This is a genomic window from Halonotius sp. GCM10025705 (genome assembly GCF_042662885.1).
In the GTDB taxonomy this organism is placed as follows: domain Archaea; phylum Halobacteriota; class Halobacteria; order Halobacteriales; family Haloferacaceae; genus Halonotius; species Halonotius aquaticus.
Window position 1 is genome coordinate 1 of the sequence record NZ_JBHSZD010000002.1, and the last position, 12731, is coordinate 12731.

The 12731-nt window shown below is 49.0% G+C and carries 10 protein-coding genes; 7 read left to right on the forward strand and 3 right to left on the reverse strand.

What is annotated here, in order from left to right; all coding sequences use genetic code 11:
* The first annotated feature begins 69 nt into the window (after window positions 1-69).
* Entirely contained in the window at window positions 70-498 is a 429-nt protein-coding gene (locus ACFQJB_RS13110; RefSeq protein WP_379728073.1) for a hypothetical protein, read from the forward strand.
* 15 nt (window positions 499-513) lie between these two features.
* On the opposite strand, the gene ACFQJB_RS13115 is transcribed toward ACFQJB_RS13110, so the two are convergent.
* Window positions 514-1170 (reverse strand): hypothetical protein, encoded by a 657-nt coding sequence (locus ACFQJB_RS13115; protein WP_379728075.1) that lies wholly within the window; start codon window positions 1168-1170, stop codon window positions 514-516.
* A 108-nt stretch (window positions 1171-1278) separates the two neighbouring features.
* On the opposite strand from ACFQJB_RS13115, the gene ACFQJB_RS13120 reads away from it, so the two are divergent.
* The gene (locus ACFQJB_RS13120; protein ID WP_379728077.1) at window positions 1279-1545 is read left to right on the forward strand and encodes a hypothetical protein; all 267 of its coding nucleotides are present in this window, start codon (window positions 1279-1281) and stop codon (window positions 1543-1545) included.
* A 1540-nt stretch (window positions 1546-3085) separates the two neighbouring features.
* Window positions 3086-3436, forward strand: a complete 351-nt coding sequence (locus ACFQJB_RS13125) for a hypothetical protein (RefSeq protein ID WP_379728079.1) — start codon at window positions 3086-3088, stop codon at window positions 3434-3436.
* Window positions 3437-3538: 102 nt separating this feature from the next.
* Here ACFQJB_RS13125 and ACFQJB_RS13130 read toward each other — a convergent pair whose 3' ends face one another.
* Together ACFQJB_RS13130 and ACFQJB_RS13135 are read right to left on the reverse strand one after the other, a co-directional pair.
* On the reverse strand, window positions 3539-3844 hold the full coding sequence (locus ACFQJB_RS13130; protein ID WP_379728081.1) for a PIN domain-containing protein: 306 nt from the start codon (window positions 3842-3844) through the stop codon (window positions 3539-3541).
* A gap of 135 nt (window positions 3845-3979) precedes the next feature.
* Window positions 3980-4237 carry an AbrB family transcriptional regulator gene (locus tag ACFQJB_RS13135; protein WP_379728083.1) on the reverse strand — a complete coding sequence of 86 codons (258 nt, stop codon included), beginning with the start codon at window positions 4235-4237 and terminating at the stop codon, window positions 3980-3982.
* A gap of 271 nt (window positions 4238-4508) precedes the next feature.
* On the opposite strand from ACFQJB_RS13135, the gene ACFQJB_RS13140 reads away from it, so the two are divergent.
* From ACFQJB_RS13140 to ACFQJB_RS13155, 4 genes are all read left to right on the forward strand, one after another.
* Window positions 4509-6170, forward strand: coding sequence for a transcriptional regulator (locus tag ACFQJB_RS13140; RefSeq protein ID WP_379728085.1), 1662 nt, complete (start codon window positions 4509-4511; stop codon window positions 6168-6170).
* Window positions 6171-6436: 266 nt separating this feature from the next.
* Window positions 6437-7894, forward strand: coding sequence for a hypothetical protein (locus ACFQJB_RS13145; protein WP_379728087.1), 1458 nt, complete (start codon window positions 6437-6439; stop codon window positions 7892-7894).
* 20 nt (window positions 7895-7914) lie between these two features.
* Window positions 7915-11613 carry a RecQ family ATP-dependent DNA helicase gene (locus tag ACFQJB_RS13150; RefSeq protein ID WP_379728089.1) on the forward strand — a complete coding sequence of 1233 codons (3699 nt, stop codon included), beginning with the start codon at window positions 7915-7917 and terminating at the stop codon, window positions 11611-11613.
* A gap of 4 nt (window positions 11614-11617) precedes the next feature.
* Entirely contained in the window at window positions 11618-12670 is a 1053-nt protein-coding gene (locus ACFQJB_RS13155; RefSeq protein WP_379728091.1) for a DNA-processing protein DprA, read from the forward strand.
* Window positions 12671-12731 lie beyond the last annotated feature (61 nt).

Sequence of the window (12731 nt, forward strand, 5' to 3'; positions counted from 1 at the left end):
AGAGTGGCCGAAAGCCAGTACCTGACTCCATTCCAAATATGATGCTTGAGTTGGTATTGGCTACTAACAATGGCGAACAGCATCAAGAAATCAGCCGGCGGGTTGGCTCTCCAGATCACGAAAGAGGCACGCAAGGCAGGGCTAGCCGTTGAAGATAGCGAAGGAACAGCTACTCGACGTGCCGAAGTCTACGTATACGGGTTTGATGATCTGCTATTGCTCATTGACAGTGAGAATGTGGCTGTCTCCCATCGAGCAGAATTAGTCGCTGCTGCTGCTCGCGATAGTAGTTCAATCCATCGAGGAGAGGTTGCGACGGTTGAAATTGCAGGAAACGGCTATCAGATCCAACTCCCTGGCTGCCGAGATGCTGGGTTTGAGGTCGGTGACAGTGCACCGGTGGCAGTTGGGAAGGCCGTGATCTTCGTCTACAATGGGAGTAAGCGTCGGCTCGCCCAGGATCTCTTGAGTATCCATACTGAACAAGTTAGTAGCTAATACTAACAAATTTCACTAGTGGTTGGGCGGTTGGAGATTCTTCATCGAGAAGTCGGACTTAGGGACGAACCGGCCTGCCAATCGTGCGAGCTCACGAGTCCGTTGAACATCGGCAAGGTTGTGTTTGAGGAGTGGCAGCCACTCAGACGCCTCAAAGGCGGCCACAGCTTCTTCGCTATCTTCGAATGGGGCACACGTTTCATCGGTAAGCAAAGCATCGTAGACGCCAACAAGGTCGCTGTGACACTTTGTATCGAAGCGATCCACGATCTGCATCATATCTGCGTAGGCAAGGTCGCCGAACGGCCACGACATATCGTGCTGGAGGAACCGTGTGCGACAGAACGGGAGATCGAAGCCACCATTCCACGTCTCGCCGTTGAAAGCGGTGAGATAGTGGCGGTCGCCATCTAGCTGCTCGGTCGCAAACGAGGCTACTGTGTCTAGTAACTCTCGTTCGTCAGCGACGATATCCAACTGGACTGTCCCGCTCGAACATTCGTCGAGTGTGCCGACAAGCAGTTTCCGATCAATATCATCTCGTCCGGCAGTATTGAGCACGAGTGATTCGCCGAGTGTGTGACTAAAGCCAGCGGCTGTGATCACCGCATCGTCTTCGAATCCGGAGGTCTCGATATCGAACGCAACCGGAGAGAGTTCGGAATCACTCATCGAGAAGATTGATGATGGGCTCGTTCTCAAATCGCTCTCGTGAGACACCAGCTTCTTTAAGAGCAATCGCCACGATATCTGACGATTCTTCTTTGATCCCATCGTCACATGATCACTAACCAGCCACGTGTTGAGTACGTCGTCGACCATCTCAACCGGGGCCACAAGTTTCCCTATTTCTTTTTCAATGCTATGTTCAACGGTGTAAACAACGAAGAAGTAAAGCCCTCCTTGGCCGTGTTCGGCCAGTTTTTCATGCTCTTCAAGGATGCGGTCGTGGTGTGGCTTCCAAATTCGGAACTGTCCATATCCTCCCTCCTCACCAGAAGCCGTCTCATACCTGTCTATGCAGGATTTAACTTCAACTTCGTATGACATGTTATCGGTTGACAACACATAATCATCATACCACGATTCGAAGGAAACTGATCTGAACCCTAGCTGATTCATGACGACATGCGCGAGGCGTTCAGCATTGTATCCTCTGCTGGATGCAGTTTCCCGCCCACGTCCGTCGCAGGTGTTTGATCTATCGTGCCATCGGACGTCTTCTAATCTTACTTCTGGGTTAGAAACAACAGAGCACGCCGAGGAGTCACTCATGATTCTACCCTCTTGATGAGCCAGTAGCTGGGAGCCAGATCGATACTGAAAGTGTCCCGTACTACCGCGTTCTTTGCGTCGAATTCTCCGTTCTGAGCGTGTCGGTGGTGGCAACTTTTCGAGCCGTCTTCAGCACGGACAATCTGACGGTTCCGATCGTCCGTGGAATCAGCACGCTGGGAGTTATCCCCGCGATCTCTATGTACGTCGAGAGGGTGAACGATACCGGTCTCACCCACACTACGGTTCGCTGTGATCTCGGCACCCCTGAGTGTGCGATCTATCTGCTGGTCGGCGACTGTTGCCAGAACAGCGTTGTGGCTCGCTGTAGGCGTCGTCGGAGCAGCTGTCAGTGAGAGGCCTCCCAGAAGCGGCCGATCCGATGGGTGCCTCCAGGGATAGTGATCACACTGCTCCAAGTGGTGGCAGCTGTTGATTTTATCGCCCACGCAGTTGGGCTGCTGGTCAATCAGGTGTGGCTGCCAACAGCGTTGCTTGGAAGGCAATTCCATTCCGGCTGTGACCGCTGTTCTTGTGGCGGCCAATGTGGGTGCTAGCATTGGCGTTGTGAGACGACGCCACCAACGCGTGTCGAGGCTCACTCTCAGTCGTCGATGTTGATACCTCGCTATTTCGTCCAGTAGCGTCGTTATGTAACACCATATGATGGCCGCCACTAATAGTTTTGGTATCAAAAGTATTAGTACCGAACCGGCTAAGAAGATAGATAGAAATTACTAGGTATGGGATCACCTGGGCCAAAGCGGCAGGTGTCCGATACGCGATTACTATTCGAGATCCTCATCTCTGAAGATCGATCCGTATTAGCTGCTGAAATACAATCAAACGTTGCTCTTGGAACGGTGCAAGCTGTCCGTGACCGTCTCAATAATTTGGCCACAGATACGGGGTTTGTTGAAGTCAAAACTGTATCTAGCCGTAATATGTACCGTCTTACTGCAGCGGGCCGACAACGAGTGGCGGTAGCTGTTCGTGAAAATCTTGAGTGATCGGCCGATTACAACTATTCCCACCGAAGCGTTCCAGAATTTTAGTCCGGCTCAGTTGTGGGTTGATTTCGCGGTTGTGTGGGCATCTCACTTCGTAAAGCTCTATGTAGCCGGTGACCAGGGATTTTCTCTACCTTGCTGCTCCTCTCTCAGCTTCGTATCGTCATCTGTTATCCGTTCGAGTCTCGACATAATATAAACAAAAAGATTTGCAGCCAAATCTAATTGGTGGTTGTTATAATGTGCTATCTGAAATAAAAGCGAATGACTAAGCCGCAAGGCGATAGCAAATAATTAGAGCTATGGATACCGAGAAAAGAAAAAAATTCACGTCATATATCCCTCAAGATAGGTACGATCAAATTGAGGAATTAGCTACCAATTTGGATGTTTCAAAAAGCAAGGCCCACAATATGATATTGACGGCCGGATTATCAAATTGGGAAACTACCATTCGGATCGTCCAGTTGGAAGCAAAACTTGATCTCATAATAGAGTCCTTCGCCGAAGAACCGGCCGCTAGAGAGAAAATGAAAGAGGCTGTTGAAGACTTTTACGAGGAGAAATCAATGGATGTCTCAACGAGTGACACACAAGAACCAACTGATGCAATGAAGTCAGTCGGGATCACGCCCGAAGAGTGGAGCAATTGAAGTACCACGGGCACGGTGGCCCGTGGCTTCCGCGTTTACTCCACCGAGCTGATAAATCGATCCCAGACGGCGGCGAGTAACTGACTTTGCTTCACAGAACTCTCAATCTGGCTTGAATGGGTTTGTCGCCGTCGTGAGTCGGGTCACATCATCAAACACGTCGAAATCATCGTCAAACGAGTAGATGTATTCGATGTCTTCACTCTGCATGTACGCAGCGAGGATCGAATCGACCCATTCTGGCCCTGATGACGCCTCATATATCCGGAACAACTGTTCGCCGTATAGATTAACGGCTTTCGAGCCGTAGACAAATTCGAACCCGCGACTCGATTGCAGGCGATCAAGAGTCTCGGATGCAGCCCTTGCTGATACGTTTCTGGAGTGGATGGAGAATTTCGGGGACAACGTAGTTTACCAGTCTCGCACGGGGCAACTCCCCGGTATCGATCCCGCTGAATATCGCCGCAGCGGTGTCGTGACGCTCCGCATTCGCATTTCGCGCGGCGAGAACAATATTTGAATCAATACAGACTGCCTGCATTACTCGCTCCAAGCACTCTCAGCCGCAGCTTCGCTCTCCCATGCCGGCCCGTCGAACGGGTCGGCGTCTTCGAACGCACCGTATTCTTCGTGGACGATCTCAAGCGAAAGTTCTCCATCTGAGATAACCCACCGAACTGTATCTCCCGGCTCAAGCGCGTCATCGAGTGCGTGCCGAATTGGTGCTGGGATCGTCGTTCCATAACTGTCGTTGATCGTGGATTCCGCCTCCACGCGTGGGTCTGAGTCACTTGACATACGCAGTTGTTGTACCCCGAGTGCAATAAATTGGGCGGCTAATTGGTGGTTCAAACTGTATCGCTCAGTTGTAGTAGATTGGCTTGACTATATTCAAACTGACAGTAACACGTTAGTAGGTTCTACTAATAACCGGTTCCGGTGACAATGAAGATGCCAGGTACGAAATTGAAGCGGATACAACATCGGGCATACTGTATTTGGAGTTTAGTATAAATTTTATTCCAATCTAAGCGATATATTTATAAATAAATCGGTCAAATTGGAATATATGAGACGGACAGCAATACAAATCATCGAGTGTCTACGCGACCGATCGTACGCTGTCGGCGAGTTAGCTGATGCGATCGACAAGAGTCAGAATTGGACTTCGGAGGTCGTGAGCGACCTAGCTGACGAGCATCTCGTAGAACGGGATAATGGCGTACAGCTGGCCGATACGTATGAAGCAACGCTCTGTGCTGACTTGATCGATAGATATGCACTCAGTAAAGTGCTGACAGGAACGAAAGAAGATGTTCTCAGTGCACTCCTTTCGGATCCGAAAACCATCGGCGAGTTACAACAAGCGGGCTTTGCAAAATCGACGCTTTATGAACATCTAAACGAGATCCAAGAAACCGGCGCGATCGCCAACACCGATAACGGGTATGCTATTACTGATGAGACACTGCGCTCATTTCTCAGGGCCAGAACGCGAGGCAACCCGTTTGAAACAGTGTATCAAGCAAACGGAGCCCGACTCATCGAAACGAGAAATGACGATGACGATGGGACACCGACTGCGTTCTCTGCGTTCACTCGCTACGGTGTTGAGTTTCACTCCGCGACAACCTACCACTATGAGGGAGATCGGCAACTCGATCTTGAGGCGGTCTTGATCCATGCAGTGGCTGTTGCAGAAACCAAGAAACAGATGGCGATGGCTGGCGTCTTCTATCTCACCCACCGCGGGACGCTTGATACCAGTGAGTGCTGGCGGCTGGCCAACAAGTGGGAGTGTGTCGAGCAGTGGGCGGATCTGTTGGCCTATGTTGACCAGCGAGCGGTTCACGACGCCGATCTATTTCTTCCGTGGGCGGAATTCATTGATCTTGCCAATGACTACGGCGTCTACCCCCGCGGGCAGCATCCGGAAGATAGTCTCCAGCGGGGCCTCGAAGAACTTGGCGAGAGCCTTGCAACGAGTGTTGATGTGTATCTCCTCGGCGGTGGCAACCTCATCTTGCGGGGTCTGAAAGACGCAACAAAGGATGTCGACCTTGTCGTTGAGGACAAACAGACGTTTCTGACGACGGCTGAGACACTACAGGAGTTAGGCTACGAGGAACGAGGAGCGTTGGAGACAGCATACGCCCAACTCGATCCGAACATCGTTCTTGAGAAGGAGGGGTTTCCACGATGGGATATTTTTGTCGAGGCGGTCGCAGGCCAACTCCAGCTGACCGAGGCGATGATACAGCGGTGTGATGAGTCACTCACGTATGGGAATCTCACCGTTCATCTGCTCTCGTTAACGGATATCTTTCTGTTCAAATCGATCACAGAGCGGGAAGGCGATCTCGAAGATGTTGCATTGATTGCTAAGCAAGCGTCGCTTGATTGGGACGGGATCTTCGAGGAGATCAAAACACAGGAGCGACTCACGAAGCAATTGTTTTCCTTTGCGGTACTGGATACGCTTGATATCCTTGCGGAGCGGTATGATATTGTCGCGCCAATCAAACGAGAGCTTGTTTCCTACTGTCTTGAGAATGCATTGCTTGTCTCATTGGAGACGCCAAAAACAATCGAAGACCTCCGTACGGAACTCGACTTCCCCGACCACCGAATCTACAACAAACTTCGGCAGCTGGAGGACGACAGACAGATTTCTGTTGATCGGAGTGGTCGCCTCAACACGTATCAACGGGATGGGCCACTCGATCGTTGATATCTCTGTTCTGTTGAATTTTGCTCGAAAAGTGGGAAGAGCAAACCGAATTTCGCACACTATTTGCGTATGAAATCTTGAATCACAATAGAGAAGTCTCATAGTCTATATCTTCGCATCTAAAGTCATTCCCCGCGATACCGGTAGGTCTTCACAGGTGTCGCAGCTTCCGCGTGTGTCACTCCAACCTGATCGAAACCACGAAACGAGAAATCATTCGCTCTCTTCAAAAATATTATATACCAATTACATTAAAATCCACATCAATGGTAGATTTTGGCACGCATGAACATAATGACTTGATCTCAATAGAGGTCAGAATAGACGAAATCCTTCGATCTGAAGGAGACAACCGTGCGTACAAATTTACTGTATCTACCACAGACGAAACGCAACTCAAGTTGAGCATCTGGGATGAGTGTCCAGCTGTAGATACTGATTGGAAGGTCGGAAATTGGTATCGGCTGGAGGGTGCGTTAGTGAAGAAATGGTCTTCTACGATCGAATTAAATGGGGCGAACAAAACGACCGCAGAACAAATCGATATACCAGACGCCGCAGATGACTATTCCAATACCGGTCATAATTTCACCTCGAATCAAGACACGAGCTTGATGCATGTAGGGCCGGTGAATTACGCCTCATCGAATATCACAGCGAGGCGGAAACAAGAATTTCAGCGGGCACTCGATGCGGCGATTGAGACCGCTATTCAACAGGACGTTGACTCGATTGTCTTAACCGGACAACTATTTGCAACGCAAAGCCCGGCAAAAAAGGATATTCGGGCCCTGCGCGAGTCACTCAATGAATTGCGTAACAATGACATTCCACTTTTATTAGCGGGGTCGCCACGCGATAATGAATTTGCGTTGGTAGATGAATTGACTGCGGATGGCCTGGTGAAACCATTGTCCAGTTCACCTGTTGTAATCGGTGATGTGGCGATCTATGGAACTTCTCCGGTTGACTCTAAAAATGTGCTGTCTGAGATTCGTACACTCGATCCAATGCCCCATAACGTGGAGTCGGCAGTCCTTGCAGTGCCCGGTACAATTGCTCCACCGGTGTCTGATACAGGGTTGAGTGTTGACGACATACAGTCAGCTTCTTCAGTTCCATTTGAGGCGATTATGGCTGGCGATCGCCGACATCGTCAATCACATGCCCCAACCGAGGTCTCTGACTGTCAAGTGTTCCAAGCTGGGCCAATTGAATACCTACTACGAAAGTGGGCACTTGAAGAGCCACCAGAGTATCCTTGTTCAATCCGGATTATTGAGCCATCAACAACTGAGCAGGTCTCAATCCCGCATCGTCCATTTGTGTTGTACCGTATTGAAAGCCCTAGTGCTGAAGATCTTCAACTGCTAAAAAACGGTATTGAAGCAGCTGACCGAACTGTATTGATGCAGTTGGCAGGCCCCAAAGGCTCTGAGCCTCTCTCGAAGAACAGCTTGGAGAAGTGGTTACAGGAACAGACATCGGTGAGTAAGATCTGGGATGAACGATCAAAGTCAACAGAAGATCAGCCGCTTTGCGTAGAAACTCTCACATCCGAGCCCCCGTGGAATTATCCAATAACCTACCCACCGAATCCCGTGAAACGTCCTCTACAGAAGGCCCCTCTACGTCCCCAGAAACGGAAGGCGGTGCAACCGATCCAGACTCTCAGACAGCAGATTCAAGACTCTATTTTGCTCCCTGTGATAACCCTATTTTAGCTCAATATTTTGAAGAGACTGTGCTTACTGGAATCACTGGAAAGATTGATATAGATGTCACAGCCGACAACGCAAGTGATCCATTCCATGTCTGGGGAATCCCTGAGCAAAAGGCAGAGAAATATAGAAACATGGGAGCTGGTGACTTTGTTCTATTTTACACTGATAATGGAAAGTATGAGTATGCTGCCGAGATTACTGCCATAGAGCAGAATCCAAACGTAGTCGAGTCCCTGGAACGAGCATTCTCAAACAACGACATTGACACAAAAGCCCTCGATCGGTGGGACTACTGTCTGTATTTGCAATCACCATTCGACGTGGCTATTGAGGGCGAAAGTGTTCATGGGTACGCTGGTCACACACGTAACAAACCTTTCAATTTCTCAAGATTAAATAAACAGGGACGAGAAGCGATCAGACAGGAATACGGGAGTATTAGAAGTTATCTTCAGTCTCACGGTGTTGAAGATCACAGAGATACGCTCAAGAACAATGACTCCGAAATCGACACCGAGTTTGATTCTTCAGAGGAGGTGATTGAGTTAGTCTCTGAAAAAACCGGGGCGACTACATCCTCTATTGGGCGTGACGTGTCAAAATTAGATAAAAGGGACATTTCACTCTCTACTATATTTACCGTTCTACGAAAAAAATATGATTCAGATAGTACTTCATCAATTCTTTCAGTTGATGCGGTAGGGGTAGTACGTGCTGCTCGCTTCCAAGAGGCAGGGTATACCACGATCACAGACTTAGCTACGACCCCGGTTTCTGAGCTTTCTGCTGTTACTGAAATCTCAAAAAGTGCAGCGGAGGTAATGAGAGGTCATGCAAAAGAATTGCAATCCGATGAGAACACCGCAGAGCAAATCGCATCGCAATCTGGTTGTGATATTGAGTCAGTGGAAAAAACACTGAAAGTTGTAGGTGCAACAGGCGTTCCACGTTCAGAGGCCCGGCAAATCGTAACTGACCTCCATACGAATCTATCGTTACTTGATATCGACGGGCTACAACGTCGAGCCGCATATCACCTCGTTGATCACGGCTACAAGACGCCAAGTGCTATTGCAAGAGCAGATGCGGATGAGCTTATTGAAGTCCCGCAAATCGGGGAAGGAAATGTAGATACTATTCAGGACAATGCTGCAGACATTGCAGATACAGACGATGACGACCCAGAGGATCACTCAGAGACACAAACTTCAGAGAATCCTTCGGACGACGGTGTAGATAATTCCGATCCGACCTTCGGGGATCCTCCAGCAATTGAAAAATTAGCAGCAATTAGCGGGCTAGATCAGGGTCATATCCAAGATACACTCAGACAGATTGAATTCGCTGGCTGTTCACCTGAGGAAGCAAGAGAGTGGTACTGTCAGTATCTTGCAGATATGCTCCGTGAGCAGGGCATATTTGCTCTTGAGGGTGTAGGGCCATTGAGTGGGCGACAGCTGGTAGAATCTGGCATCACTCAAATCGATGATCTTCAAACCGCTGTTCCAGAACGGATCGCAAGCGAAACTCAATTTTCAGTTGACCGAGTAAAGGAGCTTCAGCAGGCAGCCCGAGATGAAAGATACGAGAGTTTAGACGCAGATACTTCTGAATTGACTGACTATCTAATCAAGACATACAGCACAGAAATCACTGACAAACGGATTACCCGAAACCGAGCCAATGAGCTACTTGCCCAAAGTGTTGGTCATCAAGCAGAATTTAGACCTCAACAATGGGAAGCGATTGACAAACTGGCCAATGAGAGAGACCAATTGCTTCTCGTCCAACGGACAGGATGGGGCAAAAGCACAGTCTACTTTATCGCTACCAAAGCAATCCGGAACGACGGCGGAGGCCCAACGCTAATAATCAGTCCATTGCTGTCATTGATGCGAGATCAGATCAAGAATGCTGAAGAAGAACTTGGATTGTCAGCTCGGACAATCAATTCACGAAATGAGGATAACTGGGAGCAAATATATGAGGATATCATCGAGGGTGACTGCGATTTAGTATTAGTTTCTCCAGAACGCCTGGGGAATCAGGAGTTCCGAGACCAGGTACTGAGTCAGATGGACGATGGATTTGGTATGTTAGTTGTCGATGAAGCTCACTGCATTTCTGATTGGGGTCATGACTTCCGCCCTGATTATCAACGCGTCACAAGAATCCTTGACCGCCTCCCATCTAATGTTCCTGTGGCAGCGACTACTGCAACGGCGAATGATCGCGTCGTCGATGATATTACGACTCAGTTACCGGGATTAGAACCAATTCGGGGTAATTTGGTTCGAGACTCCTTACGTATCCAGGCGATCAATATGGGTGACCGGCAAAAACGGTTAGCATGGCTGGCGGAGAATCTCCCAGAGGGTGACCGTGCAGGAATTGTATACTGTTTGACTATCGATGATGTAACCCGGGTTACGGAGTGGTTGTCGAAAAAGGGATACAATGTTAACTCCTACCATGGGCGTCTCGATACTGACAAACGACAAGAACGAGAGCAAATGTTACTCAACAACGATGTTGATGCATTAGTGGCGACTAACGCTCTCGGAATGGGTTTTGACAAACCCGATTTGAAGTATGTTATTCATTTCCAACGGCCACAGAATCTCATTCGATACTATCAGGAGATCGGACGTGCTGGACGGGATCTAGACACGGCGGATGCTGTCGTTCTTTCAGGCTCTGACGATGATGAGACAGCTGAGTACTTCATTGAATCCTCGTTCCCATCCGCCAGTAACTTCGAGGCTGTTCTTGAGGCGATCAGCGATGCAGAAGAGCCGCTCTCCAAATGGGATCTCCGGATAGAATCTGATGCATCTCAAGTATATCGGTGCGTCCAAATGCTCGAAGTAGATGGTGCGCTTGAACGAACTGATGAGGGATATTTCCGAACCGCGAATCCATGGACGTATGATGAGGACAAGTATAATCGAATCACTGAGCAACGGTATACAGAATTGGAACGAATTCAGGAGTTCATGCGAACAGATCAATGCCTGACGCTGTTTATTGATCAACAGCTTGATGGCCAGATGAGCGACCCCTGTGGGAGGTGTGCAAACTGTACTGGTAACTTCTATCCACAAACAGTCACAGATCAGAGTCTGATTGATGAAGCTGTAAAACACTATCAGAGCAGTGGAATAGAGACCATTAGCAATCGAGTGTATCGATACTTGGAGAGCGGGGGTCGTGAAAAAATACCTCCCGAAAACCAACTCGAAACTGGGCGGAGTCTATCCGTCTATGAGGAGCCTGGTTGGGGAACTGCTGTCAGAGAAGGCAAATACGAGACTGGTCAGTTTGAAGAATCACTCGTAACCGGCGCAGTAGATATGATCGAAAACAAGTGGGATCCATCCCCAGCCCCAACGTGGATTACATATGTCCCCTCAGAATCGAATGAGGGGCTTGTAGCTGATTATGCAAGCCGGTTAGCTGATGATTTAGGGTTGAAGATTGTTGATTGTATACAGAAAGTGGATGATACAGTCCCACAAAAAGAGCTGAGTGGATCAGCTGAGAAATGTGACAACGTCCGAGGAGCATTCGAGATTACTGACGACGTGAGATCCGGCCCAGTCTTACTGATCGATGATATTGTGGCTTCGCGGTGGACGCTTACGGAAGTTGGTCGACAACTTAGTAAGTCGGGGAGCGGTTCAGTATACCCATTCGCATTAGCTAAACGGAGAGGATAGATCGATGGAACAACCTACCTTATCGGACGAGAGCAATGTTACATTGCTGCTCACATCACATCTGGGAGCCGCTGTCGATGAGACGAGTGATGATACACTCGGGCCCACACAGTGGCATGACTTTACTAGGGCTGTCAATGAATCCTCACTAGACTCAATTGGTGAGCTTCTTTCGCTTGACACCAGTGAGTTGCCAGCGACGCCCTTCTCAGATAAGATTAGTCGTGAATGGGTCACAGAGCGGCTGTCAAATGCATCTCGATTGGCGTTGGAGCTCGAGGACTTGAATCAAAGCGGGATATGGGTGACAACAGAATTTGAGCACTCATTTCCCTCTCAATTAACCGAGACACTCGGACGAAAAGCTCCGCCGTTCCTCTATGTTGCCGGAGATGCTGAGAATTTCCAGCCGGAGGCTGCGGGATTTGTTGGCTCACGTGAGGCAACTGACGCTGACCTAGAATATACGAGAGATCTTGCTGATATGGCACTGAAAGATGGATTTGCTGTTGTCTCAGGAGGAGCGAAAGGGGTTGACAGTGCTGCTGAGGAAGCAGGGTTGAATGCTGCGGGGCCGGTTATTGAATTCCCCGCTGAAGGAATCAAGAACGCACTTTCAAACAACAACCTGCGAGAGTCGGTACTCAATGGGGATCTCACACTTGCTTCGATGTATAGACCTGATGCTTCCTGGAGTATTGGAGGGGCTATGGGCCGAAATAAACTCATACACGGGTATGGGAAATATACATTCGTCATTCGGAGTGGAGATGAGACCGGTGGTACATGGGAAGGTGCAACAGAGAACCTCTCAAATGAGTTTTCAGAGCTATTCGTTTGCACCCATCAAGACGATGCCCCAGGCAATGAGAAGTTAATTTCTAAGGGCGGTGTTCCGATCGATCCTGAGTCAAAACCCGCTGGGATGTCGTTTGCAGAATGGGCAACTAGTAAAATCGACGACAATCAGAATGAAACTGACCCTTCCAACAAGGATTCATCAGAATCTGTTGGCGAAACAGATGCCGATCATCAGTCATCTCTCGAAGAGTTCTGACCAAAATGCAAAGTGGTTAACGACAAAGGATCAACCAAGGCTAAGGATTTTCTGGCGAGGA

Coding starts and splice junctions, on each gene's coding strand:
- ACFQJB_RS13110 (WP_379728073.1), top strand. CDS start 70: ATGGCGAACAGCATCAAGAAATCAGCCGGCGGGTTGGCTCTCCAGATC.
- ACFQJB_RS13115 (WP_379728075.1), bottom strand. CDS start 1,170: ATGAGTGATTCCGAACTCTCTCCGGTTGCGTTCGATATCGAGACCTCC.
- ACFQJB_RS13120 (WP_379728077.1), top strand. CDS start 1,279: ATGATCACTAACCAGCCACGTGTTGAGTACGTCGTCGACCATCTCAAC.
- ACFQJB_RS13125 (WP_379728079.1), top strand. CDS start 3,086: ATGGATACCGAGAAAAGAAAAAAATTCACGTCATATATCCCTCAAGAT.
- ACFQJB_RS13135 (WP_379728083.1), bottom strand. CDS start 4,237: ATGTCAAGTGACTCAGACCCACGCGTGGAGGCGGAATCCACGATCAAC.
- ACFQJB_RS13140 (WP_379728085.1), top strand. CDS start 4,509: ATGAGACGGACAGCAATACAAATCATCGAGTGTCTACGCGACCGATCG.
- ACFQJB_RS13145 (WP_379728087.1), top strand. CDS start 6,437: ATGGTAGATTTTGGCACGCATGAACATAATGACTTGATCTCAATAGAG.
- ACFQJB_RS13155 (WP_379728091.1), top strand. CDS start 11,618: ATGGAACAACCTACCTTATCGGACGAGAGCAATGTTACATTGCTGCTC.